General features: G+C 71.3%; 26 protein-coding genes. 12 read left to right on the top strand and 14 right to left on the bottom strand.

Annotation, left to right across the window (positions count from 1 at the left end; translation table 11 throughout):
* Window positions 1-148 precede the first annotated feature (148 nt).
* The 6 genes from ACWEBX_RS15755 to ACWEBX_RS15730 all read right to left on the bottom strand — a co-directional run bounded on the left by ACWEBX_RS15755 (window position 149) and on the right by ACWEBX_RS15730 (window position 5,958).
* Window positions 149-838, bottom strand: a complete 690-nt coding sequence (locus ACWEBX_RS15755; protein WP_451885409.1) for a GntR family transcriptional regulator — start codon at window positions 836-838, stop codon at window positions 149-151.
* A gap of 106 nt (window positions 839-944) precedes the next feature.
* The gene (locus tag ACWEBX_RS15750) at window positions 945-1,946 is read right to left on the bottom strand and encodes a proline racemase family protein (RefSeq protein ID WP_451885408.1); all 1,002 of its coding nucleotides are present in this window, start codon (window positions 1,944-1,946) and stop codon (window positions 945-947) included.
* A gap of 97 nt (window positions 1,947-2,043) precedes the next feature.
* Window positions 2,044-2,946 (bottom strand): dihydrodipicolinate synthase family protein, encoded by a 903-nt coding sequence (locus tag ACWEBX_RS15745; protein ID WP_451885407.1) that lies wholly within the window; start codon window positions 2,944-2,946, stop codon window positions 2,044-2,046.
* 120 nt (window positions 2,947-3,066) lie between these two features.
* On the bottom strand, window positions 3,067-4,518 hold the full coding sequence (locus tag ACWEBX_RS15740; RefSeq protein WP_451885406.1) for an FAD-dependent oxidoreductase: 1,452 nt from the start codon (window positions 4,516-4,518) through the stop codon (window positions 3,067-3,069).
* Window positions 4,511-4,810, bottom strand: coding sequence for a (2Fe-2S)-binding protein (locus ACWEBX_RS15735; protein WP_451885405.1), 300 nt, complete (start codon window positions 4,808-4,810; stop codon window positions 4,511-4,513). Before ACWEBX_RS15735 ends, ACWEBX_RS15740 begins: the two co-directional genes overlap by 8 nt.
* Window positions 4,807-5,958: an NAD(P)/FAD-dependent oxidoreductase gene (locus ACWEBX_RS15730; RefSeq protein WP_451885404.1), complete on the bottom strand. Its 1,152-nt coding sequence runs from the start codon at window positions 5,956-5,958 to the stop codon at window positions 4,807-4,809. Before ACWEBX_RS15730 ends, ACWEBX_RS15735 begins: the two co-directional genes overlap by 4 nt.
* 232 nt (window positions 5,959-6,190) lie before the next feature.
* On the opposite strand from ACWEBX_RS15730, the gene ACWEBX_RS15725 reads away from it, so the two are divergent.
* The 4 genes from ACWEBX_RS15725 to ACWEBX_RS15710 all read left to right on the top strand — a co-directional run bounded on the left by ACWEBX_RS15725 (window position 6,191) and on the right by ACWEBX_RS15710 (window position 9,553).
* Window positions 6,191-6,712 carry a hypothetical protein gene (locus tag ACWEBX_RS15725; RefSeq protein WP_451885403.1) on the top strand — a complete coding sequence of 174 codons (522 nt, stop codon included), beginning with the start codon at window positions 6,191-6,193 and terminating at the stop codon, window positions 6,710-6,712.
* 131 nt (window positions 6,713-6,843) lie between these two features.
* Window positions 6,844-7,686: a DUF4097 family beta strand repeat-containing protein gene (locus tag ACWEBX_RS15720; RefSeq protein ID WP_451885402.1), complete on the top strand. Its 843-nt coding sequence runs from the start codon at window positions 6,844-6,846 to the stop codon at window positions 7,684-7,686.
* Between the two features lie 95 nt (window positions 7,687-7,781).
* Window positions 7,782-8,774: an ATP-binding cassette domain-containing protein gene (locus ACWEBX_RS15715; RefSeq protein ID WP_451885425.1), complete on the top strand. Its 993-nt coding sequence runs from the start codon at window positions 7,782-7,784 to the stop codon at window positions 8,772-8,774.
* Window positions 8,771-9,553, top strand: a complete 783-nt coding sequence (locus tag ACWEBX_RS15710; RefSeq protein ID WP_451885401.1) for an ABC transporter permease — start codon at window positions 8,771-8,773, stop codon at window positions 9,551-9,553. Before ACWEBX_RS15715 ends, ACWEBX_RS15710 begins: the two co-directional genes overlap by 4 nt.
* A gap of 1 nt (window position 9,554) precedes the next feature.
* On the opposite strand, the gene ACWEBX_RS15705 is transcribed toward ACWEBX_RS15710, so the two are convergent.
* Genes ACWEBX_RS15705 through ACWEBX_RS15690 form a run of 4 tightly spaced genes read right to left on the bottom strand, consistent with a single transcriptional unit; the run spans window position 9,555 to window position 13,609 of the window.
* A complete protein-coding gene (locus ACWEBX_RS15705; protein WP_451885400.1) occupies window positions 9,555-10,370 on the bottom strand; it encodes an ABC transporter permease in 816 nt (271 codons plus the stop codon).
* Window positions 10,371-10,380: 10 nt separating this feature from the next.
* The gene (locus ACWEBX_RS15700; RefSeq protein ID WP_451885399.1) at window positions 10,381-11,271 is read right to left on the bottom strand and encodes an ABC transporter permease; all 891 of its coding nucleotides are present in this window, start codon (window positions 11,269-11,271) and stop codon (window positions 10,381-10,383) included.
* 7 nt (window positions 11,272-11,278) lie between these two features.
* Entirely contained in the window at window positions 11,279-12,487 is a 1,209-nt protein-coding gene (locus ACWEBX_RS15695) for an ABC transporter substrate-binding protein (protein ID WP_451885398.1), read from the bottom strand.
* 24 nt (window positions 12,488-12,511) lie between these two features.
* Window positions 12,512-13,609, bottom strand: a complete 1,098-nt coding sequence (locus tag ACWEBX_RS15690) for an ABC transporter ATP-binding protein (RefSeq protein ID WP_451885397.1) — start codon at window positions 13,607-13,609, stop codon at window positions 12,512-12,514.
* Window positions 13,610-13,731: 122 nt separating this feature from the next.
* Between ACWEBX_RS15690 and ACWEBX_RS15685 the strand changes: the two genes are divergently transcribed.
* Both ACWEBX_RS15685 and ACWEBX_RS15680 read left to right on the top strand, forming a co-directional pair.
* The gene (locus ACWEBX_RS15685) at window positions 13,732-14,550 is read left to right on the top strand and encodes a FadR/GntR family transcriptional regulator (protein WP_451885396.1); all 819 of its coding nucleotides are present in this window, start codon (window positions 13,732-13,734) and stop codon (window positions 14,548-14,550) included.
* Window positions 14,507-15,286 carry a cache domain-containing protein gene (locus tag ACWEBX_RS15680; RefSeq protein ID WP_451885395.1) on the top strand — a complete coding sequence of 260 codons (780 nt, stop codon included), beginning with the start codon at window positions 14,507-14,509 and terminating at the stop codon, window positions 15,284-15,286. The genes ACWEBX_RS15685 and ACWEBX_RS15680 overlap by 44 nt, the downstream gene beginning before the upstream one ends.
* A gap of 74 nt (window positions 15,287-15,360) precedes the next feature.
* On the opposite strand, the gene ACWEBX_RS15675 is transcribed toward ACWEBX_RS15680, so the two are convergent.
* A complete protein-coding gene (locus tag ACWEBX_RS15675; RefSeq protein WP_451885394.1) occupies window positions 15,361-16,020 on the bottom strand; it encodes an MmyB family transcriptional regulator in 660 nt (219 codons plus the stop codon).
* Window positions 16,021-16,288: 268 nt separating this feature from the next.
* On the opposite strand from ACWEBX_RS15675, the gene ACWEBX_RS15670 reads away from it, so the two are divergent.
* The 3 genes from ACWEBX_RS15670 to ACWEBX_RS15660 are packed head-to-tail and all read left to right on the top strand — an operon-like array spanning window position 16,289 to window position 18,754.
* Entirely contained in the window at window positions 16,289-16,945 is a 657-nt protein-coding gene (locus ACWEBX_RS15670) for a helix-turn-helix domain-containing protein (protein ID WP_451885393.1), read from the top strand.
* Between the two features lie 32 nt (window positions 16,946-16,977).
* A complete protein-coding gene (locus ACWEBX_RS15665) occupies window positions 16,978-17,508 on the top strand; it encodes a toxin-antitoxin system, toxin component (protein WP_382796194.1) in 531 nt (176 codons plus the stop codon).
* Between the two features lie 13 nt (window positions 17,509-17,521).
* Window positions 17,522-18,754 (top strand): MAB_1171c family putative transporter, encoded by a 1,233-nt coding sequence (locus ACWEBX_RS15660; RefSeq protein ID WP_451885392.1) that lies wholly within the window; start codon window positions 17,522-17,524, stop codon window positions 18,752-18,754.
* 29 nt (window positions 18,755-18,783) lie between these two features.
* On the opposite strand, the gene ACWEBX_RS15655 is transcribed toward ACWEBX_RS15660, so the two are convergent.
* Window positions 18,784-19,827 carry an alpha/beta fold hydrolase gene (locus ACWEBX_RS15655; RefSeq protein WP_451885391.1) on the bottom strand — a complete coding sequence of 348 codons (1,044 nt, stop codon included), beginning with the start codon at window positions 19,825-19,827 and terminating at the stop codon, window positions 18,784-18,786.
* A gap of 255 nt (window positions 19,828-20,082) precedes the next feature.
* On the opposite strand from ACWEBX_RS15655, the gene ACWEBX_RS15650 reads away from it, so the two are divergent.
* The gene (locus tag ACWEBX_RS15650) at window positions 20,083-20,313 is read left to right on the top strand and encodes a hypothetical protein (RefSeq protein WP_451885390.1); all 231 of its coding nucleotides are present in this window, start codon (window positions 20,083-20,085) and stop codon (window positions 20,311-20,313) included.
* A 134-nt stretch (window positions 20,314-20,447) separates the two neighbouring features.
* On the opposite strand, the gene ACWEBX_RS15645 is transcribed toward ACWEBX_RS15650, so the two are convergent.
* Window positions 20,448-21,170 (bottom strand): 4'-phosphopantetheinyl transferase family protein, encoded by a 723-nt coding sequence (locus ACWEBX_RS15645; protein WP_451885389.1) that lies wholly within the window; start codon window positions 21,168-21,170, stop codon window positions 20,448-20,450.
* The gene (locus tag ACWEBX_RS15640) at window positions 21,118-22,026 is read right to left on the bottom strand and encodes a metallophosphoesterase family protein (protein ID WP_451885388.1); all 909 of its coding nucleotides are present in this window, start codon (window positions 22,024-22,026) and stop codon (window positions 21,118-21,120) included. The genes ACWEBX_RS15645 and ACWEBX_RS15640 overlap by 53 nt, the downstream gene beginning before the upstream one ends.
* A gap of 250 nt (window positions 22,027-22,276) precedes the next feature.
* On the opposite strand from ACWEBX_RS15640, the gene ACWEBX_RS15635 reads away from it, so the two are divergent.
* Window positions 22,277-23,536 (top strand): ATP-grasp domain-containing protein, encoded by a 1,260-nt coding sequence (locus ACWEBX_RS15635; protein ID WP_451885387.1) that lies wholly within the window; start codon window positions 22,277-22,279, stop codon window positions 23,534-23,536.
* 170 nt (window positions 23,537-23,706) lie between these two features.
* On the top strand, window positions 23,707-25,392 hold the full coding sequence (locus ACWEBX_RS15630; RefSeq protein ID WP_451885386.1) for a carbohydrate binding domain-containing protein: 1,686 nt from the start codon (window positions 23,707-23,709) through the stop codon (window positions 25,390-25,392).
* Window positions 25,393-25,428 lie beyond the last annotated feature (36 nt).

The raw sequence follows: 25,428 nt of genomic DNA, 5'->3' as shown, positions 1-25,428 counted from the left end.
AATAGCGCAAGAATTGCAAATCACTTGCGTAGAACTTCGGCCGGTTCCCGGCCGCGGGACCCGGTCTGGGGTCCGGTCCGGGGTCCGGCGGGCCCAGCGGTTCCACGTCCGGCGGGCCCGATGCCGCACACCCGCACCGGGGAACCGCTCAGGGCGCCGCCCACAGACCGCGGACGTGGCCGAGGTGACGCGTCATCACCGCGCGCACGGCACGCTCGTCGCGTTCCAGGAGGGCGTCGAGGAGTTCCAGGTGCTCCCGGGCCGAGGCCTCCAGCCGGCCCGCCCGGACCAGGGCGTCGAGCCCGTACAGCCGTGAACGCTTGCGCAGGTCGCCGACGACCTCCACCAGATGGGAGTTGCCGGCGAGGGCCAGCAGGCCGAGGTGGAAGCGGATGTCCGCCTCCACGTAGGCGATGAGGTCGCCGGCGGCCGCCGCCGTCACGATCTCCCGGGCGGCCGGACGCAGCGCCTCCAGCGAGACGGGATCGGCCGTGGTGGCCAGCCGTACGACGGTGGGGATCTCGATGAGCGAGCGGATGTGGGTGTACTCGTCGAGCTGCTTCTCGGAGACCTCCGTGACCCGGAATCCCTTGTTGGGGACCGTGTCGACCAGGCCCTCCTTGGCCAGGTCGAGCATGGCCTCGCGAACCGGTGTCGCCGAGACGCCGAAACGGGCCGCCAGCGTCGGCGCCGAGTAGACCTCGCCGGGCCGCAGCTCGCCCGCGATGAGCGCGGCGCGCAGCGCGTCGGCCACGCGCTCGCGGTAGCTGCTCCGCCTGCCGCCCAGCGTGGGCAGGTCGGGAGCTGCTGGGGGTTCGCTGCTGCGCTGGGCGGCCATCAAGGTCTCCTCGTACGGGCCGGCGCGCCGGCGTTCTGCCGCACCACCCCTGTGCCATGTCACGTCTTACTGAGACACCAGTATCTACGCCCCGGCGCGGGGCCGCTCACAGGACGAACCCGGCCGGGAACGGGTCCGAGGGGTCGAGCAGGTACTGGGCGGTTCCCGTGATCCAGGCACGGCCCGTGAAACTGGGCAGCACGGCGGGCACTCCGGCGACCTCGGTGGTGCCGAGCAGCCGCCCGGTGAACCGCGTCCCGATGAAGGACTCGTTCACGAACTCGGTGTCCAGCGGGAGTTCACCCCGGGCGTGGAGCTGGGCCATGCGCGCGCTGGTGCCCGTACCGCAGGGCGAGCGGTCGAACCACCCGGGGTGGATCGCCATCGCGTGCCGCGAGTAGCGGGCCGTCGCCCCGGGCGCGTACAGGTGGACGTGGTGGCAGCCGCGGATCGACGGGTCCTCGGGGTGCACGGGCTCACCCTCGGCGTTGACCGCGTCCATGAGCGCGAGCCCCGCCGCGAGGATCTCGTCCTTGCGGGAGCGGTCGAAGGGCAGGCCGAACTGCTCCAGCGGCAGGATCGCGTAGAAGTTGCCGCCGTAGGCTAGGTCGTACGTCACCGTGCGCCCGTCGGCGAGCGTGGCCTTGCGGTCGAGGCCGACGGCGAACGACGGCACGTTCCTGAGCGTGACCTCCTTGGCCGCGCCGTCCTCCACGGCGACCTCGGCGACGACGAGACCCGCCGGGGTGTCGAGCCGGATCGTCGTGACCGGCTCGACGACCTCGACCATGCCGGTCTCCACCAGCACGGTCGCCACGCCGATCGTGCCGTGTCCGCACATCGGCAGATAGCCCGACACCTCGATGTAGATCACGCCGTAGTCGCAGTCGGGGCGGGTGGATGGCTGGAGGACGGCCCCGCTCATCGCCGCGTGCCCGCGCGGCTCGTTCATCAGGAGCTGCTTGATGTCGTCGCGGTGCTCACGGAAGTGGAGCCGCCGCTCGTTCATGGTCGCGCCCGGGACGGTGCCGATCCCGCCGGTGATCACCCGGGTGGGCATGCCCTCGGTGTGCGAGTCGACGGCGTGCAGGACGAGTTTGCTGCGCATGGGACTCCTGAGTGATCTCGACGGGCGGACGGAGGGTCGCGGAGATGCCGGGCAGGGCCGGCTCGGGCGAGACCGGCGGCGGAGGGGCGGGTCCGGATCAGGCGAGACCGGCGGCGACGGCTCGGTCCGTCGCCCGGCGCACGGCGGCCTCCTGTTCGGGCAGCAGCGGGACGCGCGGCGGCCGGACCGGACCGCCGTGGCGGCCGACAATGTCCATGGACAGCTTGATGGCCTGGACGAACTCGACCTGGGAGTCCCAGCGCAGCAGCGGGTGCAGCAGCCGGTAGAGCTTGCCCGCCGTGTCGAGGTCACCGGCGACGGCCGCGCGGTAGAGCTCGACGCCCGCCCGGGGCAGCGCGTTCGGGTATCCGGCCACCCAGCCCTTGGCCCCGGCGACGGCGAGTTCGAGGAGGACGTCGTCAGCACCGATCAACAGGTCGAGTTCCGGGGCGAGTTCGGCGATGCGGTAGGCGCGGCGTACATCTCCGGAGAACTCCTTGACCGCCTGGACGAAGCCGGCGGCGTGCAGCTTCGCCAGGAGTTCGGGCACCAGGTCGACCTTGGTGTCGATCGGGTTGTTGTACGCGACGACGGGGATGCCCGCCCGGGAGACCTCCTCGTAGTGGGCGAGGACGGAACGGTCGTCCGCGCGGTAGGAGTTGGGCGGCAGCAGCATCACGGCGCCGCAGCCCGCGTCCCTGGCCTGCTCGGCCCAGCGGCGGGCCTCCGCCGAGCCGTAGGCGGCGACGCCGGGCATGACCCGGGAACCGCCGACCGCGGCGACGGCGGTCTCGACGACCTTGGCGCGCTCTTCGGGGGTGAGCACCTGGTACTCGCCGAGGGAGCCGTTCGGTACGACGCCGTCGCATCCGTTCTCGACGAGCCAGGCGCAGTGCTCGGCGTACCGGCCGTGGTCGACACCGAGGTCCTCGTTCAGCGGGAGCGCGGTGGCGACGAGGACTCCACGCCAAGGGCGTCGGCTCTCGGGGGTGTCGGTCATGAGGTGCTCATCCCTCTCAATAGGGTGTGACATTTTACTGTCGGTCGAGGTGAGTCGCAGCAAGCCAGGGGGCGGGCCGCGCCGGTGCCGGGAGCTTCGTTCCGGGTCGGCCGGGGAGCGTCACCGCGGGCCGGGAGGCGGGCCCGCGCCGGGTGGCAGGCCGTCGTCGTCCGAACCGGCGCGGGCGAGGACGCCGAGCGGTACCGGACGCGCCAACAGCCGCCGTACGAGCGCCTGTTCGCAGCCGGCGAGTCCGGCGACGGCCGGTTCGCAGATCCGGCCCTGGCACCACCCCATTCCGGCGCGCGTGAGCAGCTTGACCGTGCGGACGTCGCCCGCGCCGAGGTCGGTGACGGCCTCGCGGACGCGGCCGGCCGTGACCTCCTCGCAGCGGCACACGACCGTGTCGTCGGTGACCTGGTCCGTCCAGTGGGCGGGTGGTCGGTACACGGCGTCCAGCGCGGACGCGAACGCGCGCGCTCTCGTGCGGACCCTGACGGCTCGGGCGGCCGACCGCGGATCGGGTTCGGCGCCGCGCAGCCGGGCCGCCACCGACCGGCCCGCGAGATGCCCCTCGGCCAGGGAGAGCGCGGCGCCACCGATCCCCGTGATCTCACCGGCGGCCCAGACACCGGGCACGTCGGTGCGCTGCTCGTCGTCCACGTCCACCCGCGAGGCGTCGGTCCGGCAGCCGAGGGCCTCGGCGAGATCGGTGTGCGGGACCATCCCGTGCCCGACGGCGAGCGCCTCGCACGGGATCCGCCGCTCCGTTCCGGGCCGTACCCGCCCGTCGGGGCCGAGCGCGGCGACGGTGACGGCTTCGAGCCGGCCCTCTCCATGGGCTTCCACGACGGTGTGCCGCGGGACGAACGGGACGCGGTGGCGCAGGAGCCGGGCCGCGTACAGGGCCGCCTCGGCGATCTTGCCCGGCTCGGCCGCCAGCGCCCCGCCGCCGCGCAGCAGCCTTCTCGGATCGAGCGACTCCACGAGCGCGGCGACCTCGACCCCGGCGGCGGCGAGGGAGGTCGCCACGGGCAGCAGCAGCGGCCCGCTTCCCGCGACGACGGCCCTGCGTCCCGGCACGACGAGGCCGCCCTTGAGCATGGCCTGGGCCCCGCCCGCGGTCACGACTCCGGGCAGGGTCCAGCCGGGGAAGGGCAGCACCTTCTCGTATCCGCCGGTGGCGAGGAGCACGGCGTCGGCGCGCAGAGCGACGGACTCCTCCTGGAGTGGACCGAGGAGAGCATGGACGGTGAATCCCGGCCGTGCGCCCGTCGCCCCGGTCCGCTCGGCCAGCCAGACATGATGGTCCGTCAAATGCTCCACCGAACCCGCCTCCAGGTGTCCGGCGAGCCCCCGTTCCAGTCGCTCCCAGGTGCGCCACCGGTGGTGCAGCGCGCGGGGCCGCCGGGCGCCCAGGGCACTCGCGGGCCGGCGGTAGAACTGTCCGCCCGCCGCCACCGCCGAGTCGATCAGCGTCACATGGATGCCGCGTGCCGCCGCGGCCAGGGTGGCGGCGAGACCGGCCGGACCCGCGCCGATCACCGCGAGACGGTGGGGTCCGTCAGTCATCGTGGCCGGTGCCTTCCTGGGTGCGGATGGTGTCGCCGGGCGCCAGCGGGACCAGACAAGCCCGTTGGTTGGGGCGGTCGTTGACGGTGACGAGACAGTCGAAACAGACGCCGATGCCGCAGAAGACCCCGCGGGGCCGGCCCGCCTCACGGGTGCTGCGCCACGAGGTGATGCCCTCGGCCCACAGCGCGGCGGCGACGGTCCGGCCGGGCAGCACCTCGACGGCCCTGCCGTCGACGGTGACGGTGAAGGCGGGGCCGGGTTCGGCCCGTACGAGGTCCAGGGGGTTCACACGGCCTCCTCGGGGAAGCGGTCGGGCCGGAACGGTGCGAGGTCCAGGCCGGGTGCCCTGCCGGCCAGGACCCGCGCGATCAACTGTCCGGTGCCGGTGGACAGTCCGATGCCGGCTCCCTCGTGCCCGCAGGCGTGGAGGAGACCGGGCGCCCGGGGGTCGGGGCCGATGGCGGGCAGATGGTCGGGCAGGTACGGCCTGAATCCGAGGTAGGTCCGCAGGGCGCGCACCTCGGACAGGAAGGGAAAGAGCCGTGTGGCGCCCGCGGCCAGTTCCCGCACGACGGGCAGCGAGAACGACCGGTCGAAGCCGACGCGTTCCCGGCTCGCGCCGATCAGGATCGGGCCGGCCGCCGTCCCTTCCACCACCGGCGACGTCTGGAGAGCGGCCGAGTCACTGGCGACGTCGGCGACATAGTCCGCGGCGTACACCTTGTGGCGCACCCGGCGTGGCAGGGGCTCGGTGACGAGGACGAATCCCCGGCGGGGCAGGACGGGGAGCGTGACGCCCGCGAGCGAGGCCACTTCGGCGCCCCAGGTGCCGGCCGCGTTGACGACGGCGGGTGCGTGCAGGTCGCCCCGGTCGGTGCGCACTCCGCGGACCGCGCCGTCCCTCGTGCGCAGCACCTCGGTCACGGTGCGCCCGGTCAGCAGCCGCGCCCCCGACGCCCGGAGGAGACGGGCGGCCGCGAGGGCGGGCATCACCTGGGTGTCCTGGGGATAGTGGACGCCGCCCGCGAGTCCTGGGGCCAAGTACGGCTCCAGGTCGTGCAGTTGGTCGGCGGCGACCGGTTCGGCCAGCACACCGGCTGTCCGCTGACCCGCCGCGAACGTCTCCAGCACGGCCAGGGCCGCGGGGGTGGACGCCACGACGACGCCACCCTTGGCCTCGTACTCGACCGCCTTCCCGTGCTCCTCGGCGAGGTCGGCCCACAGGCGTCCGGAGAGCAGGGCGAGGTCGAGTTCGGGTCCTGGTTCCTTGTCGGAGACGAGCAGATTGCCCTCACCCGCGCCGGTCGTCCCGCCGGCCACCGGGCCGCGGTCCACCACGGCGACATCGAGGCCCTCGCGAGCCGCGTACAAGGCACAGGCGGCGCCGACCATTCCGGCTCCGACGATCACGACATCGCAGGTAACAGACCTACTCACGTCAGTACTATGTCACATACCTCTGCGAGAATCCCGGAGCCTGACAGAAGTCCCGCCCGACAGCCGGGGCGAGGCGGATCCGGTACTGGGATCCGGATCCGGATCCGGTACGGCGAGGCGCCACTCCGCTACACGCGACGCCATCCGGCACCATCCAGCGCCACCGTCCAGCGACACCAACGAGCGCCACAGAGGCTTGCACCTGGCGCCATAATGGTGCCACCATGTCGCCATGGACCTCACTCCGTATGTCGACGCACTGCGCCGGGAACTCGCGGTGGCCGCCGAAGCCGGCGGGGACGAAGCTCGTCAACTGGCCGAGCGGGTCACCGCTCCGCTGGAGGCGGCGACACGTCTGACCCTGCTCGACGCGCTCTCCGCCGCGGTGGACGAGATCACCCGCGAGCTGGCTCCCGGCTCGGTGGACATACGGCTGCGGGGACTGGACCCTGAGTTCGTGGTGACACCACCACCACGCCACCATGGCGCCACAGAAGTACCGGAGAGGTCCGTCGGAGCGTTCAGGGCCTCCGGGCCCGCCGACGGCCACGACGGCGGCGGCACCGTCCGCGTCAACCTGCGGCTACCGGCCCCTCTCAAGGCGCGGGCCGAGGAGGCCGCGAAGCGCGACGGGCAGTCGGTCAACGCATGGCTGGTGCTGGCCGTGTCGGCCGCCGTCGACGGCGGAACCCGGCGGCGTGCGACGGGCGGGAACCGCACCACCGGACAGAGCTTCGCGGGCTGGGTGCGCTGACCGCGACGGAACCAGGGCCAGAACCCCACACCCGCACAAGCACGCACACCAGCACCAGCACCAGCACCACTTCACCCACACCGCGTCCCACCTGCGGGGACGCCCCGAGTACCCAAGAGGACGGTACAGCCATGCCTTCTTTCGACACTCCCGAACCCATCTCGGTCACCGCTCACGTGGCTGCCGGCGCCATCCGCTTCACCGCCGGAGACCGCCCCGACACGGTCGTCGAGGTGCGGCCCCTCGACCCGAAGAAGGACAGGGACGTACGGGCCGCCGAGCAGACGGAGATCGGGTACGCGAGCGGCGCCCTGACGGTCAGGACGAGGCAGCGCCACCTGGTCGGCTCCAGCGGCGCCGTCGATGTGACGGTCTGCCTGCCCGCGGGCTCTCGACTCGACCTGACCTGCTCCTGGACCCAGGTGCTCGCCGAGGGCCGGCTCGGCGAGGTCCGGGTGAAGTCCTCGGCCGGCGACGTACGCCTCGACACCACCGGCCCGCTCGAACTGACGGTGTCGCACGGCCTGATCACCGTGGACCGGATCGACGGCTCGGCCGAGATCACCAGCAGCACCGGCAACGTGCGTGTCGGCACGGTCGCTGGACCCGCCGTCCTGAAGAACTCGCACGGCTCCACGACCGTCGGCACCGTGACGGGCGAGCTGCGGGCGAGCGGCACCAACGGTGGCATCGACATCGCGCGCGCCGAGGCGTCGGTCACCGGCACCACGACCAACGGGCACCTGCGCGTCGCCGAAGTCGTCCGCGGCGAGGTCCGGTTGGAGACCTCCAACGGCTCCATCGAGGTCGGCGTCGGCGAGGGCGTCACCACCTGGCTCGACGTCAGCTCCAACCGAGGGCAGGTGCGCAACAGGCTCGCCGCGTCCGAGGCCCCGGAGAAGACCGAGGGCACGGTCGCGGTCCGCGCACGGAGCAACTGGGGCAACATCGACATCCTGCGCGCCAAGTCCTGAGCTCCCGCCCCCGGCTCTCCCCTCCCCCTCCCCTACCCCCACCCCATTCACCCGGCCTCCGAACGGAGAGCTCCATGCCTTCCTCTGTCATGCCCATGCCCTCGCCGAGGCGCAGTGGCGATCCGCGGCCGCCCGCCGCCGTCTCCGCCCTCGGTCTGCGCAAGTCGTACGGCGAGAAGACCGTGCTCGACGGCATCGATCTGCACATCCCGGCCGGCTCCGTCTTCGCCCTGCTCGGACCGAACGGTGCCGGAAAGACCACCACCGTGCAGATCCTGTCCACGCTCATCGCCGCCGACGGCGGACAGGCCCAGGTCGCGGGCCACGACATCGCCGCCTCACCCGACGGCGTACGCGACGCGATCGGTGTCACCGGGCAGTTCTCCGCGCTCGACGATCTGCTCACCGCCGAGGAGAACCTGCTCCTCATGGCCGACCTGCTGCGTCTCGGAAGGCGCGAAGGGCGTTTCCGCGCCAAGGAGTTGCTCCGGCGGTTCGACATCGCGGACGTCGCGGGCAAACGGGCCGCGACCTTCTCCGGCGGTATGCGACGGCGGCTCGACCTGGCCATGACGCTGGTCGGCGAACCTCAGGTGATCTTCCTGGACGAGCCGACGACGGGACTCGATCCCCGCAGCCGCCGCACCATGTGGGACACGGTTCGCTCGCTGGTGGCGGGCGGCACCACCGTCTTCCTCACCACCCAATACCTGGATGAGGCCGACCAGTTGGCCGATCGGATCGCGGTGCTCGACGGCGGCCGGATCGTCGCCGAGGGCACGGCCGAGAGCCTCAAGGCGCAGATCCCCGGCGGTCACGTACGGCTGAGGTTCACCGAGCCCGCGGAATACGAGCGAGCGGCCGGCGCCTTCCCCGGCGCGGCCCGCGACGACGAGGACCTCTCGCTGCGTGTGGCGGGCGACGGCGGCCTCGACGCGCTGCGCGCCCTGCTCGTCCGGCTCGACGCCGCCGGCGTGAGGGCCGCCGACCTGTCCGTGCACACCCCCGACCTCGACGACGTGTTTCTCGCTCTGACCGGCGACGGCGTCACCGGCACCCCCTCTCACGTCAAGGAGACCCTGCGATGAGCACCCTCACCTACGCCGTGCACGACTCGATGACGATGCTGCGGCGCAACCTCAAGCACGCGATGCGCTATCCGAGCGTGTCGCTCGGCGCCGCCATGATGCCGATCCTGATGCTCCTGCTGTTCACGTACGCCTTCGGCGACTCGATCGGCGCCGGAATGGGCGGCGGCCGGGACGCGTACCTGGACTACCTGACACCCGGCATCATCGTCATGGGTGTGGCGGCCGGGGCGATGTCGACCTCGATCGCGGTCTGCTCGGACATGACGGAAGGCATCGTCAACCGCTTCCGCACGATGAACATCACCCGATCGTCGTTCATGACGGGCCATGTCGTCGGCAGCGTCGTCCAGACGATGGTGAGCATGGTCCTGGTCGTGGGCTTCGCGCTCGCCATCGGCTTCCGGTCGGACGCGAGCCCGCTCGAATGGCTCGCCGCCGCCGGTCTCCTCACGGCCATCGCGTTCGCGGTGACCTGGCTCTCGGCGGCGCTCGGCCTGATCTCCAAGACCGTCGAATCCGCGAGCAACAAGCCGCTGCTGGTCCAGTTCCTGCCCTTCCTCGGCTCGGCGTTCGTGCCGGCCGACTCGATGTCCCCGGGCCTTCGCTGGTTCGCGCAGAACCAGCCGTTCACCCCGATGACCGAGACGCTCCGCGGTCTGCTGTCCGGCTCGGAGATCGGCGACAACGGCTGGATCTCGCTCGCCTGGTGCGCCGGCATCAGCCTGGCCGGCTACCTCTGGTCGCGCTCGCGGTTCAACAGCACCACCAAGCGCTGACTCAGATCCTGCTCTCGGTGGCCGTGTCCGCGGACAGTCGCTGGGCCACGTAGATCGGGATCACCGAGAGCAGGACGAGCACGGCGGCCACGACGTTCACGACCGGTGCCTGGCGGGGCCGGGTCATGTTGTCGAAGATCCAGATCGGCAGGGTCTCGATGCCGGGCCCGGCCGTGAACGTCGTCACGACGATCTCGTCGAAGGACAGCGCGAAGGCGAGCAGCGCGCCGGCCAGGAGCGCCGAGCGCACCAGCGGGAACGTGACGTCGACGAAGGCGCGGAAGGTGTCCGCGCCCAGGTCCATCGCCGCTTCCTCGTACGTTCCGGACGTACGGCGCAGTCGCGCGACCACATTGTTGAAGACGACGACGATGCAGAAGGTGGCGTGGCCGACGATCACGGTGAACATGCCGAGTCCGACGCCGAGCGGTTCGAGCACCGTGCTGAACGCCGAGTTGAGCGCGATGCCCGTGACGATGCCGGGCAGCGCGATCGGCAGCACGACCACGAAGGAGATCGCGTCCCGGCCGAAGAACCGGTGGCGGGCGACCGCGAAGGCGACGAGCGTGCCCAGCACCAGCGCGATCGCCGTGGCGCCGAGACCGGCCTTGACCGAGACCCACAGGGCGGCACGGGCCCCCTCGTTCTCCCAGGCGACGGACCACCAGTGGAAGGTGAGCCCGGACGGCGGCCAGCTCGCGCTGCGCTCCCGGTTGAAGGAGTTGACCAGGACGAGGGCGAGGGGCACGTAGATGAACGCGAAGCCGAGCCCGGCGGCGACGCGCAGCGCGATACGCGCGGGACGGGAGAGTTGCACAGCGGGCTCCTCAGAGACTGCTCAGGGCGCCCGTGCGGCGCATCGCGAGGAGGTACACCACGATGACCACGACGGGGACCGTGCCGAGCGCGGCGGCCATGGGCAGGTTCAGTTCGATGTTGGAGTAGACGACGTTGCCGATGAGCTGGGTCTTGCCGCCGACGATCTGCACGGTGATGTAGTCGCCGAGGCTGAGCGAGAAGGTGAACACCGAGCCGGCGGCGACGGACGGCAGGACCATCGGCAGCACCACCGACCGGAAGGTGCGGCCCGCGCGGGCCCCCAGGTCCGCCGACGCGTCCAGCAGGTTGGCGGGCAACTGCTCCAGCGCGGTGTGGATCGGCAGGATCATGTACGGCAGCCAGAGGTAGGTCAGCGCGGTGATCGCGGCCGTGATTCCGTACCCGGGTCCGCTCAGTCCGAGGGGCTTCAACACCCAGTCGGCCAGGCCGTCCTGAGAGAGGATCAGCCGCCAGGCGTACACCTTGACGAGGTAACTCGCCCACAGCGGGGTCAGGATGGCGACGACCAGCAGTGGGCGCCGCTCGGGCCGGGCGATCCGGGCCGTGTAGAAGGCGACGGGGAACGCGATCACCGCGCACAGGGCGGTGACCGCGAGGGCGACGCCGATGCTGCGCAGGATCACCTGGCGGTAGACGGGGACGGTGAGGAGCTGATGGAAGTTGTCGGTCGACCAGACCTTCACCACCTCGGAGGTGAAGGAGTTCGTCGTCCAGAACGCCGAGACGAACAGCACGGCCAGCGAGCCGAGATAGAGCACCGTCAGCCAGAGCAGGGGTGCGGTCAGCAGCAGGGACAGCCGCAGCCGGGAGTGCCGGTGCAGTGTCCCCGCGAGCCGCCGGACGGGGGAGCGTCCGGCGGCCTGCGGGGTGGAGGTCATCGTTCGGTCAGCCCTTGATCTCGGTCCATGCCTGGACCCACTTGGCGTACGGGACGCACTTGACGTCGGTGCGGCCGTCGAGGCACTGCTCGATGGGCGTGTTCCAGAACGCGATGTTCTTCCAGTAGCTCTCGTCGGTGGCGTGGTAGGTGTCGCAGAAGGACTTGTCGCTGGTGTACCGGCACGCCTCGGAGTTGGCCGGCGCCTCACCGAAGTACTCGGCCACCTGGGCGTTCACCTTCGGCGAGATGATCCAGTCCATCCACTTGTAGGCGCAGTTGGGGTGCTTGGCCTTGGCGGAGACCATCCAGGTGTCGGACCAGCCCGTGGAACCCTCCTCGGGCACGAAGGCCTTCACCTTGGCGCCCTCGTCGGCGGTCAGGTTGGCGATGACCTGCCAGGTGGTGCCGACCACGGAGTCGCCGCTCTTGAAGGCGGAGATCTCCTTGAGGTAGTCGCTCCAGTACTCCCCCACGTTCGCGCTCTGCTTCTTCAGCAGATCCACGGCCGCGTCGAACTGCTTCTGGTCGAGCGCGTAGGGGTCCTTGATCTTCAGCTCGGGCCTGGCGGACTTCAGGTAGAGGGCCGCGTCGGCGATGTAGATCGGCGAGTCGTACGCGGTGACATGGCCCTTGTTCGCCGAGGCGTCGTCGAAGACCGCGGACCAGGAGGTGGGGGCGGGGCTGACCTTCTCGGTGTTGTACATCAGCAGGTTGGCGCCCCGGCCGTGCGGGATGCCGTACATCTGGCCCTTGACGGAGTTCCAGGCGCCCTTCTTCAGGCCGCTGAAGACGTTCTTGTAGTTCGGTACGAGGCCGGTGTTGACCGGGGCCGCGTCGCCCGAGGCGATGAGGCGCAGGGAGGCGTCCCCGGAGGCGGAGACGGCGTCGTACTGGCCGGTCTTCATCAGCTTGACCATCTCGTCGGAGCTGGCGGCGACCTTGGAGTTGACCTGGCAGCCGGTCTGCTTCTCGAAGTCGCCGACCCAGTCGACCTTGGGGTCGTTGGAACCGTCCTCGACATAGCCGGCCCAGGCGATCAGGTTGACCTGGCCCTCGGTCTTGCCGAGCTTCGACTGCGCCTTGAGGTCGGGCGGGTTGAGGCCGGTGGACGCGGAGGAGCCCGTACCGGACGATCCGCAGGCGGTGGCGGCGAGGAGCACCGCGACGGCGGCGGCGGCCTTGAGAGTTGGGGTGAGGCGCACGGCGTACTCCATACGTGACGGTGGACTGAGCGGGGGTCAGCGGGGGTCGGGGACCTGGAAGGCGTGGCGGCGGTGCCACCGGAGCCGGACCCGGGTGCCGCGCAGGGCGGCGACGTCCTCGGAGGAGGTGTCCAGGTTCTGCTGGAGCGCGGTGAGGCGGCCGCCCGCGTCGAGGTCCACCAGGAAGCGGGTGGCGTCGCCCAGATAGACGACCTCGGCGACGGTGCCGGTGGCGGTGGAGTGCTCCTGCTCGGCGGCCGCGCCGGCGTCGGCGGACCGGGACCCGGCACCTTCGGCACCCTCGGCGGGCTCCGTGAGCTCCGCGGGCTCCGCGAGGACCCGGATCTTCTCCGGCCGGATGCTGTACGTGCCCGGGGCGCCGACGATCTGCTGCGCCGACTGTCCGTCGAGCAGGTTGGACGTACCGACGAAGCCCGCGACGAAGGCGGTGGCGGGGCGTTCGTAGATCTCGGCCGGGGTGCCGACCTGTTCGATGCGGCCCCGGTTGAAGACGGCGATGCGGTCGCTCATCGTCAGGGCCTCCTCCTGGTCGTGGGTGACGAACACGAAGGTGATCCCGACCTCGCGCTGGATCGCCTTGAGCTCGACCTGCATCTGCTCGCGCAGCTTGAGGTCGAGGGCGCCGAGCGGTTCGTCGAGGAGCAGGACGCTGGGGCGGCCGACCAGGGCCCTGGCGAGGGCCACGCGCTGGCGCTGGCCGCCGGAGAGCTGGCTCGGACGGCGGCGGCCGAACCCCTCCAGGCGTACGTCGGCGAGCGCCTTGCGGGCCCGGACCAGCCGTTCGGCCTTGGGCACCCTGCGGACCTTGAGGCCGTAGGCGACGTTCTCCTCGACGGTCATGTGCGGGAACAGGGCGTAGTCCTGGAAGACGGTGTGCACGTCCCGCTCGAAGGGGGCGAGACCGGTGACCTCCTGGCCCGCCAGCTCGATCCTGCCCTCCGTCGGGCTCTCGAATCCGGCGATCATCCGCAGCACGGTCGTCTTGCCCGAGCCCGACGGGCCGAGCATCGAGAAGAACTCGCCGTCGGCTATCTCCAGATCGACTCCGGCCACGGCGGTCGTCTCACCGAACGCCTTTCGCAGGCCCTGGAGCCGGATCGCCTTTGCCTCCATGGGCGGGGAACCTTTCTGGTGCGTTGGTGCGTTGCAACACTGACCGGAAAGATATGAAGCCATAGTTCAAATCTCAAGACCCCTTTAGAGTAAAAGTTGAGTCAACGCACAAGGTGGTGACCGTGAAGCAACACAGGGACGACGGCGTCCGCAGAGCCGTCTTCACACCCGTGGACAACCGCGCCCGCGTCGAGACGGTCGTGCACCGGATCGGCGACGCCATCGAGCTGGGGCTGCTCGCCGACGGCGAGCAGCTGCCGGGGGAGATGGAGCTGGCCGGTCAGCTCGGCGTGTCCACGGTCACCCTGCGCGAGGCCCTCATGGCCCTGAGGCAGCAGGGACTGGTCACCACACGGCGCGGGCGCGGCGGCGGCAGCTTCGTGTCGCTCCCCGAAGTTCCGGGCGAGGAACGGCTGTTGGCCCGGCTGGCCGGCTGGAGCACCGAGGAGCTGCGGGACCTGGGCGACCACTGGGCGGCCCTGTCCGGAGCGGCGGCCCGGCTCGCGGCGCAGCGGACCGAACCGGACGACCTCAAGGCCCTGCGGCGCACCCTGGACGACCTGTCGGCCGCCGGGGACGCAGCCGCCCGCAGCCGCGTCTACGGCCGCTTCCACGTCGAACTCGCCGCGGCGGCGCAGTCCGCCCGGCTGACGCGTGAGCAGGTCGTGCTCCAGACCGAAGTGGGCGCGCTGATGTGCCTCGTGCTCGGGGACGACGAATATCGTGAAGAAGTCGCCGACCGTCACCGCTCCGTAATCTCCGCCGTGCAAGATGGGGCCCACGAATCGGCCAGAGCACTGGCCGAGCGGTGCGTGGTGGACTCGACGGCGCGGCTCATCACCCTGCGCCTCCAGATGCCGCGTTCCATGTCAGGTCCGCGTCCACTGGAGGGCACCCATGCGCAGGAGCCCCGGGCCGGCCGGCGCGACGGCGACGCTTGACGTCTCCGCCGATGCGGCCGTCGCCACGCAGGTCCGCCGCACGCTGGAGGCCGTCTTCGACGCCGTCGCCGACACCCGGGCCGACGCGGCCGCGCTGCTCACCCGCGTCGCCGCCGGGGGCCGCCGCCCCGCGACGGTGGATCTGGCGGCACTGCGCCCGGGACTGCATCTGCGGCTCACCCGGCAGGAGTTGGTGTCGGGCGCCGGTTTCGTGGCGGCACCGGGCCTGCTCGGTGACGTACCGGCGTGGCTGGAGTGGTGGCAGCAGGGTTCCGACGGGAGCGTACGACCGCTGCTGCTCGACCTCGATCCGGCGCACTCCGCGTACTCGGACTACACCCACTGGGACTGGTTCGCCCTCCCCCGCGACACGGGGCAGCGCGCGGTCGCCGGGCCCTACGTCGACTACCTCTGCTCCGACGAGTACAGCCTGACGCTGTCCGCGCCGGTCCAGGTGGAGGGCCGGTTCGTGGGCGTCGCCGCGGCCGACGTGTATCTGCGGCATTTCGAGCGGGCGGTGGTCCCGCTCCTGCAACGGCTGCCCGGAGCCGCCTACCTGGTGAACGCCCGGGGCCGGGTGGCCGCGTCGGCGGACCCCGCGCATCTGGCCGGCTCCCTCATCAAGGGGCCCGACTTCGCGGCCGTGCTGGCGGCGGGCCGCGGCACCCGCCACGAGGACATGCGGCTCGTCCCCTGCGACAGCGTGCCCCTCGTCCTCGTGATGCCGGCCGGCTGAACGGGCCGGTCCAGCCCCCAGGGACCACGTCCCTCCAGAACCCCCGGCCCTCTGCGCCGACGGGTCAACGCGCGTCACACGGCACGAAGCTCCGCCGCGCCGTTGCGCGTCTTGCGTGCCCTGCCCGGTCCGCCCGCGACCGGCCGGGCCGCGTCGCGCAGCACCAGGGTGATCCGTGAATACCCCATGTCCTGAAGGGCTTTGGGGGTCTCGTCGACGATCCGGCAGTCCGTGCCGCCCCAACGGGGATCGGGGTGGACCAGCGGGCGCACGGCCCCGTCGTGCTCGACCCCGCGCGGTCCGACGGCCTCGATCCAGTGCGGCAGGCCGTGCCGGTAGGCGGCGTCCATGATCGGGTCCTGGGCGATGTCCCGGCGGATCGCCTGGAGCCCGCGGTCCTGGCCGTTGCGCTCCACCGCCGAGGCGAAGTGCGCGAGCATCGGCAGGCACCAGCTCGACTCGTGCTCGCCGAGCACCGACCCCGCGTCCGGGTGGAACAGGACGAAACGCAGGAAGTTGTCGCCCGGCATGGCGGTCGGGTGCGCGCCCACGCCGGCGAAAAGTGTCTCGAACGCGTCGTTGGACAGCACGACGTCCCAGCGGCGGTCGAACACGAAGGAGGGGAAGGGCACGGCCCCGAGGAGCGTGGCGTAGTCCTGGAGGTACGCCTGCGCTTCGAGACTCTCGGGGACAGGTCGCGGCTGGGACCGCTGCCTTCCTGCCTGGTACGCCATCGGGAGGTCACCCCTCTTGCCTCTGCGGCCTTCACGCGGCGTCCCGATCCTGCTGCCCCGGGGCAGGCGTGTCAACTATCGTGGCATTTGGCGCTTGTTGACGGCTGAATCTCGCCACAGTTGTGGCGAGACCTGGATGTGAGTTCGAGCGACCGGCTAGGCTCCGGTTGGTCCCCGGTCTTTCCGCCGGGATGGTTCCTGACCCTCGTGTCCACATGGTTCCCGAACTTCGTGAGAGCCACCTGAGAGAGACGTAGGAGATCTGTCGGTGACGGATGGCTTCGAGGTTCCGTGCGCCACGGCGACGGTTCTGCTGCAGGCCGTCGTGGCCAGGGTCACCGCACTCGCCGGCCGGCTCGGCGTGCCGCAGGCCGAAGTCTTCGACGTCCGGCGGCTGTCGGCCGAGTCCGGTGTCCCCGAACCCGTGGCGAAGGCCCTGCTGGGCGGCCGCCCGGCGGGCGAACCCGACCTGCAGGCACGCTTCCTGCAACGCCTCGACCTGCTGCGGCGCACCCGGCTCAAGCCCAACGGCCGCCGCTACACGCAACAGGAGATAGCGGACGGAGCCGGAATGTCCCGCCAGCAGGCGGGCGCCCTCATCAACGGCGACCGGCGTCCCACCATGGAGCACTGCGACGCCATCCAGCGCTTCTTCCGGGTGCACGCCGGATTCCTCACGGCCGAGGACTCCGAAGCCCTCGTGGGCGCGCTCCAGCGGTCGGAGCAGGAACTCCTTCAGCGTCTCGCCGACCGCGAACGCGCCGCGGCCTCCGTCGCCCACGATCCGCTCGAACGGCTGCTCCTCGACCACGGCGTCCGCGGAATCGCCTGGCGGGCCGCGCAGTTGCCCACCGACCAGCACCGGGACAAGGTCGCGGAATGGCTGGACATGCTCCTGGAGAGCGTCAAACGGCCAGAGTCGTGAGCCGGGGGAGACCAGTGGGCATCGGAAGGGAAATGCGCCGCCTGTGCGGCGAACTCGTCTCGGAGCTCTCGCTCCCGGCACCGGCGGCACCCGCCGACCTCTACACCGAGCTGTGCGGCGCGATGAGCCGACGCCGCGGCCGTCCCGTCCAGTTCCGTACGGCCGCGTTCCCGCCCGGCACCGCCAGCGGACTGTGGCTCGACATGGCCGAACAGGACCTGGTCGTCATCGAGGAACGCACGGCACCCGACCACCAGTTGGTCATCCTCGGTCACGAGCTGTGGCACATGAAGGCCGGGCACTGCAGCCATCACGTCGAGGGCGCCGCCGTCGCGGCGCGCTTACTGAACGACGGGGCCGACCTGCAGGCCACCGTCCTGAAAGTGGCGGCGCGCACCCGCTTCGATCGCGCCGACGAGCAGGAGGCCGAGAGTTTCGGACTCCTGCTCGCCAGCAAGTGCCGTACGTGGCTGGCCGGTTCCTCACTGCGCGGCCCGGTACAGCGGCACGGTCTGGCCGGCCGCATCGAGGCCTCCCTGGGCTGTCGCGGGCCGCGAGGCTGAAGGTCCCGGGGGCATGGACGGATCCAGCTACTACATCCCGGCCGTCGCCATGGGCGCGGCGATCGCGTTCAAAGGGCCCTCACTGCTGCGCGGCTGGCGCGATCCGCTGCTGCGCTCCGTGGGCGTACTCCTCGCCCTCGCGGGCCTGGTGTTCCTCTTCGCGGCCCCGCCGACCATCGCGGCCGTCAACGACGCCACCGGGATAGCCAACGTCTCGGCCCCCCTCGTCTACTGCCTGCTGAGCGCCTACAGCGCCTCCTGTCTGGTGCTGATCATCAACTGGCGCGGCGGACCGCCCGAGGTGACCCGGCGGCTCTCCCGCCGCTGGATCCTCGGGTACACCGTGGTCGGCGTGACACTGATCGTCCTGTTCGTCCTCGGGGACGCCTCCGTCGAACGGCTGCGCGACCTCGACACGTACTACGCCAACACGCCCTACATCCGCGAGATGATCGTCCTCTATCTCGCGTCGCTGACCGTCGCCGGTGTCGCGATGAACTTCATGTGCTGGCGCTGGGCGATCCAGGTCCGCGGCCGGCTGCGCGCCGGGCTGGTGATCATCGCCTTCGGGTCGCTGTGCAACATCCCTTACTCCGCGGCCAAGTTCACCGCGGTGGTCGCCCGGTGGAACGACACGGACCTGGACGTCCTCAGTACCAATGTGGCCCCCATGCTGGCCTCGGCCGGGGCCCAGATCACCGCGGTCGGCTTCTGTCTCCCCCTCGCCTGGCGGCGCGTCGAGGACGTCTGGAACACCTGGTCGGCCTATCGCCGGCTCGGGCCGCTGTGGCGGGAACTGAAGCCGGTCGCCGTGCCGGAGGACCGCGCGGCGCGGATGTCCTGGTGGACGCCCGCCGAACTCCAGGTCACCCAGCGGGAGTCCGACATCCATGACGGCATGCTGAGCCTCTACCCCTACTTCGACTCCGCCGTGCGCTCCCGGGCGTTCGGGGCCGCGGTCGCGGCGGGCTCCTCCGCCGCCGAGGCGCACGCCGAGGCCGACGCGGCGATGGTGACGGTCGCGGTGCGGGCCCGGGCCGCCGACCCCGAGGGCCGGGTCATCCGGTCGGCGGAGACGGCGGACCCGCCGCCCGTGACCGGGTCCGCGTCCGCGGACACCGACGGCCGCCGCGACCTCGTCCGCATGTCCGACGCGCTGCGTCACTCGCCGGTCGTCGCGGCCGTCCGGGGGCGGGCGGACGCGACGACCGGACCGGGGCGCGACGCCCGCGAACGAACCGGCTGAACCGGCGCCGGCGTTCCCCGGCCGGGCCCTCAGGTCGCGCTGCGTTCGCTCGCCTCGCGCAGGTCCCGCTCCAGCGAACGGTTCCGGGCGGTGTCGGGCTGCCCCGCCGCGGTACCCGGGCGTCCGGTGCGCAACAGCTCGCGCCAGCGTTCGCGGCTCCAGTCGGCCGGGCTGGTGGTGGTCGTGAACTCCTCGACCAGGGCGAGGAAACGCGCCGGATCGCTGTGGAAGGGGAAGTGGCCGGCTCCCTCGAAGATCTCCAGACGGCTGCCCGGCATGGCCTCGTGCGCCCCATGGGCGTGCCGCACCGGCACCACGCTGTCCCGGTCTCCCCAGAGCAGCATGGTGGGCATGCCCTCGGTGAGATAGCAGCGGTCGAGCATGGTGACCGCCTGGCCGCGCCAGTCGACCACGGCCCGCAGGGTCCGGACGAACGCGCTGCGGGAGGTCGCGTCGGGAAGCGCGTCCACGAGGTGCACCAACTCCGGTGCGTCCTGGGCCAGATCGGCGTCGAGCAGCCGCATCAGCCGCAGGAAGAGGCCCACGTGCAGCCGCATGCCGGGCAGGCGCAGCATGGACAGCATCAGATGCGCGCCCGGCAGCGACACGGCACGCAGGACGGGGTTGACCTCGCCGCCGACTCCGCCCGCGCTGACCAGGATCAGCCGCTCGGTGCGCTCGGGGAACTGGTACGCGAACTGCATCGCCACTCCCCCTCCCAGCGAGTGCCCGACCAGTGTGGCGGACTCGATGTCGAGCGTGGCCAGCAGATCGCGCACGCCGTTGGCGTAGGCGGCCACCGAGTAGTCGGCGCGCGGCTTGTCGGACGCGCCGTGGCCGAGCAGGTCGGGCGCGATGACGGTGTGGGTGCGGGCGAGGTCGGGGATCAGCTCCGCCCAGGTCGCCGAGGAGTCGCCTATGCCATGGATCAGGACGAGCGCCGGGCCCTGTCCCGCCATCCGGTAGGCACGCCGGTAGCCGTGCACGAGGCGGTGATGCAGACGCAGTTCTCCGTCACCGACGGAACGCAGCCGCGCGGTGCGCCGCGACTGCCGGGGCTGTACGTCGACCACGGGCCGGACCTCCCGTTCCCAGGCCGCCGCGAAGGCGGCACCCGAGCCGCCTTCACGGCGGCCTGCGAGGCCGTCCCTCGGACGGCCCCAAGCTCTTCCCTCCAGCGTAGGGGTCCTGTTCCACCTGGGGTTTCCGTGAGGTTTCGCCTCCGCTAAGCGGACGAACCTCCGCGGTCGGAAACCGGATTGTCAGTGGCGGGCGGCAAGCTGGGGTCAGGACCAGTGTCACGACAAGCCGACCAGGGGAGCCGTCCGATGCCGACAGCCGTACTGACCGACCACGAACGCGCCGCCGTGCAGGCCTACCTCCGCCTCCTCCAGACGGTACGAGCGGCCTTCGACGGCCCGACGGACGGCGGCCGGCCACCCATGGTCCCGCCCGGCGTTCTCGCCGAGACGGAACGGGCCCTGGAGGCGGCCGGCCTCGCGGGCAACGAGGACGCGTTCTTCGAACTGCTGCACTCCTGGTGCCCGGATCCGGGCTGACCTCGCGCGGGCGGCTCCGGGGCAGCGGCCGGGTGGTGGCGGCGTACGGGTCAGGTACCCGAGCGGTGAGGCTTACAGGTCAGGCGTCCGGGCGGTGGGGCTTACAGGTCAGGCGCCCGCGCGGCATCGTACGGTCAGCCGGCGCGCGACCCCGGCGCCGGGCCCGGTCCGGTGTGCGGGACCGTGACCGCGCTCGCGACCAGGCCGCGCCGTACGGTCCAGCGGCCCGTGAAGACCTGGACGGCAATCCCGTCCACCACGGGCCCCGGGACCAGGAGTTGAGCGCTCAGGTCCCCCGACAGGCCGTCCGGTGCGGGCGTCGGGTCGAGGGAGATGACGATGTCCGCGCCGGAGAAGTCGAGCCACCTGCCGGTGAGCGGGAACCACGCCTTGTAGACCGACTCCTTGGCACTGAACAGCAGCCGGTCCCAGTGGACGCCGGGGACCCGGGCGGCGAGCCGGTCCAGACGCTCCGACTCCCCGGGCAGGGCGACGGCGTCCAGGACGTCGTCGGGGAGGGCCAGATGGGGTTCGGCGTCGATGCCGAGCGAGGCGAGATCGCCGGCACGGGCGAGCGCGGCGGCGGCGTAGCCCTCGCAGTGCGTCATGCTGCCGATGACGCCCGCCGGCCACCGCGGGGCACCGCGCTCGCCCGGCAGCACGGGCGCGGGGGCCACACCCAGCTTCTCCATGGCACGCCGGGCGCAGACGCGCACGGTGGCGAACTCGCGGCGCCGCTTGCCCACGGCGCGGGTCAGGACCGCCAGTTCCTCGGGGTACAGACTCGCGTCCCCGGCCGGTTCGTCACCGTGGTTCTCCACGGCCACCACCGACTCCGGAAGCAGCTCCTCCATCACCGGCTTTGACCTCCATCGGCAGAATGCGGCGCAGCGTGCCCGGTGGTTCCGGTCGCGTACGCCATTCTCGCGGATAGCCCACCGACACCTCTTCGAACCGGACACCCTCGTGCCAGGTGGTCCGGGGGATGTGCAGGTGTCCGTAGACCATGGTCTCCACGCGGAACCTGCGGTGCCAGTCGGCGGTCGCCTCCGTACCGCACCACATGGCGAACTCGGGGTGCCACAGGACGTCCATCGGGTGGCGGTCCAGGGGGTAGTGGTTCACCGGGACGACCGGCAGGCCGTCGGGGATCTCGGCGAGTCTGCGCTCGGTCTCGGCCACCCGGGCCCGGCACCAGGCCTCGCGGCTCGGATACGGGTCGGGGTGGAGCAGGTACTCGTCCGTGCACACGATGCCGGTCCCCTCGGCGTACGCGAGCCCCTCGGCCTTGGTGGCGCAGCCCTCCGGCAGGAAGGAGTAGTCGTACAGCAGGAAGAGCGGGGCGACGACGGCAGGGCCACCCGGTCCGTTCCAGACGGGGTAGGGGTCCTCGGGGGTGACGACGCCCAACTCCCGGCACAAGGCCACCAGATGCTCGTAGCGGGCCACGCCGCGGAGCTGGACCGGATCCTTGGGATGGGTCCACAGCTCGTGGTTGCCGGGCACCCAGACGACCTTCTCGAAGCGGTCGCCGAGCGTCCTGAGGGTCCACCGGATGTCCTCGACGATCTCTCCGATGTCACCGGCCACCAGGAGCCAGTCCCGGTCCGTCTCGGGGCGCATGTTCTCGACGAGGGCGCGGTTCTCGGCGTAGCCGATGTGCAGGTCGCTGATGGCCAGCAGATGCCCGGCACCGCCGTCTGTCGGCCGCACGCGCCACCCCCGTAGAAAGCGAATACCGACACAACAGCACACGCTCCCGCCGCCGGACAAGGAGGCCCGGTCGGGCAGGCAGGCGAATCCGTAACATCCCCGTAGCAGCATCGGGGTTCCGCGACCCCTATGATCGCCCCAACACCACCGCTCCAATCTGCTTTCGCGTGCGACGGCTCGGTGTACCTCCCCTCCCCTGGCCGGGCTCGGCCCGCTCCGCCGTGCCCGCACACCCCGAATGGTGGCTTGCATGGGCTCTCGCGTACGCGTCTGGCTCAACCGCACGTACGCGGAGAACGTGTTCTTCATGGACCAGCTGCGGAACAATCCGCAGCACCGCGCGGTCGAGATCCACGCCACCCACGGTGACGCCGACTCCCCCGTCCTGGCCGCCGCGGACACCGCCGAGCCGGAGCCCGAGGGCCTGTCGCCGCGCGCCTACGTCGAGTACGCGCTCGACATGTGCGCACGCCGTTCCGTCGACGTGTTCGTGCCGGTCCTGCACCAGAACGCGATCGTGGCGCAGCGCGCCGAGTTCGCGGCGCTCGGGACGGCGCTGCTGGCGCCGCCGGCGGAGGCGGTCGCGGTCTTCCACGACAAGGCCGTCGCCTACCAGGCCGTGGAGGCCGTGGGCATCCCGGTTCCTCCCTGGTACCGCGTGCGCACGGCGGAGGAACTCATGACGGCGGTCGAGGAGTTGGAGGCCGCGGGTCAGCGGGCCTGCTTCAAGCCGGCGGCCGGGGCGGGCGGGGTGGGCTTCCGGGTGATCACCCGTTCCTCCTTCTCGATGATGCACCTCAACGGGTTCCCGAGCGCGTACGTCCCCCTGGATCTGGTGGTGGAGGCGCTGCGCACGTCCGACGAGCCCGTCGACTGGCTGGTGATGCCGCACCTCGGACAGCCGGAGGTGTCGGTGGACTGCCTCACCGGGCCTGACGGCCGGGTCCGCATGGCCATCGGCCGCACCAAGAACGGCCGTCGTCGCGGGTTCACCCTCGACGACGCGTGGATCGGGCCCGCCCGGCTGCTCGCCGAGGCGTTCGGGCTGCACTATCTGTCCAACATCCAGTTCCGCATGTACGGCGACGAGCCGGTGCTGATGGACGTGAACACGCGTCCGGCGGGCGGGCTGCACCAGATCGCCCAGTGCGGCGTCAACGCCCCATGGGCGGCCGTGCAGTTGGCGCTTGGCGAGGAGACGGGCGAGGTGGTCCCGCCGTTCCTCGGACCGGACTACACGGTGGTCGCGGGGCCGCGTCCGGTGCGTCCGGTGTCGCTGCCGGCGCAGCGAACCGAGCCGGGCGTGCCCACCCTGTCCGCGATGCCGGCGCAGGCCACGGAACCGGCGTCCCCGCAGCCCGTACACCCCGTGCCGTCCTTGCAGTCGGCACCGCCCGTACAGCCCGCGCAGTCCGTGACCTCCACGCAGCCCGCGCCGGTCGAGGCGACCGCCTCCGCCGTCCCCGCCCCGTCGGCCGCGGCGGCCACCGCGGCGATCGCGCCCGCCTAGCGGACACGGCCCGCGACCCCGGCCGGGGAGGCCGGGTCACCTCTTCTCCTTTACCGGTCTGGACCAATTATCGCGCAGTGTCTTGACAGCGCGATTGGTCCATACCAACTTGGTTGCGCACCTCTCTGCACTCCCGAACACCCCCATATCTCCAGGGAGATCGCGTGCGCATGACCATCCTCAGACGTTCCAGACATCGTTTCCTCGCCCTGCTGGGCACGGCCGCGCTGGCCCTCGCCGGCGCGGTCGCCCTGCCGGGTACCGCCCAGGCGGCCAACATCCTGTCCAACCCGGGATTCGAGACCGGCAGCCTCTCCCCCTGGTCCTGCTCCGGCAACCTGGGGTCGATCGTCTCCAGCCCCGTGCACGGGGGCTCCAAAGCCCTTGCGGGGGCGGCGAGTTCGAGTGACAACGCCCAGTGCACCCAGACCGTCTCGGTGAAGCCGAACACGACGTACAGCCTCTCCGGCTGGGTGCGCGGCAGCTATGTCTACCTCGGTGTGGACGGCGGTGCCTCGACCTGGACGACCTCCCCGTCGGCGTACAGCCAGCTCACCGTGTCCTTCACGACCGGGGCCTCGCAGACCAGCGCGAAGATCTACGCCCACGGCTGGTACGCCCAGGGCACCTACTACGCCGACGACATCAGCCTCGACGGTCCCGGCGGTGGCGGTGGCGGCTCCGACACCCAGGCGCCGACCACGCCCACCGGCCTGACCTCCACCGGCAAGACCTCCTCCAGCGTCTCGCTGTCGTGGGGCGCGTCGAGCGACAACGTCGGCGTGACCGCGTACGACATCTACAGCGGCTCCAACCAGGTGCTCTCCGTCTCGGGTACGAGTGCCACGGTCAGCGGGCTGTCGGCGAGCACCGCGTACACGTTCACCGTGAAGGCGCGTGACGCGGCCGGGAACACCTCGGCGGCCTCCAACTCCGTGAGCGTCACGACGAGCGCGGGCGGCGGGGGCGGCACGGGCTTCAAGCAGGCCGCTCCCTATCTGTACGAGGGCTGGGGCGACCCCCCGAACCCGACCACGGTGATGAGCGCGACCGGGATCAAGTGGTTCACGATGGCGTTCGTGCTCGACTCCGGCGGCTGCAACCCCGCCTGGGACGGAAGCCGGGCGCTGACCGGCGGTGTCGACCAGACGGCGATCAACCAGATCCGTTCCGCGGGCGGTGACATCGTCCCGTCGTTCGGTGGCTGGCAGGGCAGCAAGCTCGGCGCCAACTGCTCCTCGGCGAGCGCGCTCGCCGGTGCGCTGCAGAAGGTGATCGACGCCTACAGCCTCAAGGCGATCGACATGGACATCGAGAACACCGACGAGTTCGAGAACGAGGCCGTGCAGGCCAGGATCCTGACCGCGCTGAAGACCGTCAAGGCCAACAACCCCGGCCTGAAGACGATCGTCACCTTCGGCACCTCGACGACCGGCCCGACCTACTACGGCAACCGGCTCATCGAGCAGGCGCAGTCGCTGAACGCGAACATCGACGTCTTCACCATCATGCCGTTCGACTTCGGCGGCGGCTCCGACATGTACGGCAACACGGTCAACGCGACCGAGGGGCTGAAGACCAAGCTGAAGTCGACGTTCGGCTGGGACGACACCACGGCCTACTCGCACATCGGCATCTCCGGCATGAACGGTCTGTCCGACCAGCAGGAGAACACGACCCCGGCGATCTGGACCTCGATCCGTGACTGGGCGAACAGCCACCACATCGCCCGGCTCGCCTACTGGTCGGTCAACCGCGACCGGTCCTGCCCCGGAGGCGGCGTGGTGAGCAACTGCTCCGGCATCAGCCAGAGCACCTGGCAGTTCACGTCGATCACGGCCGGCTTCACGGGCTGACGTCGACGGAGCGAACACGGCGGGCCGCCCGGGGAA

This window comes from Streptomyces sp. NPDC005070, from assembly GCF_053600395.1.
The sequence above is the reverse complement of the archived record's forward strand: the minus strand, read 5'-3'. Positions and strand labels throughout refer to the sequence as shown.

What these genes read in the sequence shown, in the direction of transcription:
- ACWEBX_RS15725 (WP_451885403.1), top strand. Translation starts at nt 6,191, where the DNA reads ATGGACCTCACTCCGTATGTCGACGCACTGCGCCGGGAACTCGCGGTG.
- ACWEBX_RS15675 (WP_451885394.1), bottom strand. Translation starts at nt 16,020, where the DNA reads ATGGCGTACCAGGCAGGAAGGCAGCGGTCCCAGCCGCGACCTGTCCCC.
- ACWEBX_RS15695 (WP_451885398.1), bottom strand. Translation starts at nt 12,487, where the DNA reads ATGGAGTACGCCGTGCGCCTCACCCCAACTCTCAAGGCCGCCGCCGCC.
- ACWEBX_RS15660 (WP_451885392.1), top strand. Translation starts at nt 17,522, where the DNA reads ATGGACGGATCCAGCTACTACATCCCGGCCGTCGCCATGGGCGCGGCG.
- ACWEBX_RS15690 (WP_451885397.1), bottom strand. Translation starts at nt 13,609, where the DNA reads ATGGAGGCAAAGGCGATCCGGCTCCAGGGCCTGCGAAAGGCGTTCGGT.
- ACWEBX_RS15745 (WP_451885407.1), bottom strand. Translation starts at nt 2,946, where the DNA reads ATGACCGACACCCCCGAGAGCCGACGCCCTTGGCGTGGAGTCCTCGTC.
- ACWEBX_RS15635 (WP_451885387.1), top strand. Translation starts at nt 22,277, where the DNA reads ATGGGCTCTCGCGTACGCGTCTGGCTCAACCGCACGTACGCGGAGAAC.
- ACWEBX_RS15665 (WP_382796194.1), top strand. Translation starts at nt 16,978, where the DNA reads ATGCGCCGCCTGTGCGGCGAACTCGTCTCGGAGCTCTCGCTCCCGGCA.
- ACWEBX_RS15740 (WP_451885406.1), bottom strand. Translation starts at nt 4,518, where the DNA reads ATGACTGACGGACCCCACCGTCTCGCGGTGATCGGCGCGGGTCCGGCC.
- ACWEBX_RS15720 (WP_451885402.1), top strand. Translation starts at nt 6,844, where the DNA reads ATGCCTTCTTTCGACACTCCCGAACCCATCTCGGTCACCGCTCACGTG.
- ACWEBX_RS15630 (WP_451885386.1), top strand. Translation starts at nt 23,707, where the DNA reads ATGACCATCCTCAGACGTTCCAGACATCGTTTCCTCGCCCTGCTGGGC.
- ACWEBX_RS15715 (WP_451885425.1), top strand. Translation starts at nt 7,782, where the DNA reads ATGCCCTCGCCGAGGCGCAGTGGCGATCCGCGGCCGCCCGCCGCCGTC.
- ACWEBX_RS15755 (WP_451885409.1), bottom strand. Translation starts at nt 838, where the DNA reads ATGGCCGCCCAGCGCAGCAGCGAACCCCCAGCAGCTCCCGACCTGCCC.
- ACWEBX_RS15650 (WP_451885390.1), top strand. Translation starts at nt 20,083, where the DNA reads ATGCCGACAGCCGTACTGACCGACCACGAACGCGCCGCCGTGCAGGCC.
- ACWEBX_RS15680 (WP_451885395.1), top strand. Translation starts at nt 14,507, where the DNA reads ATGCGCAGGAGCCCCGGGCCGGCCGGCGCGACGGCGACGCTTGACGTC.
- ACWEBX_RS15710 (WP_451885401.1), top strand. Translation starts at nt 8,771, where the DNA reads ATGAGCACCCTCACCTACGCCGTGCACGACTCGATGACGATGCTGCGG.
- ACWEBX_RS15750 (WP_451885408.1), bottom strand. Translation starts at nt 1,946, where the DNA reads ATGCGCAGCAAACTCGTCCTGCACGCCGTCGACTCGCACACCGAGGGC.
- ACWEBX_RS15700 (WP_451885399.1), bottom strand. Translation starts at nt 11,271, where the DNA reads ATGACCTCCACCCCGCAGGCCGCCGGACGCTCCCCCGTCCGGCGGCTC.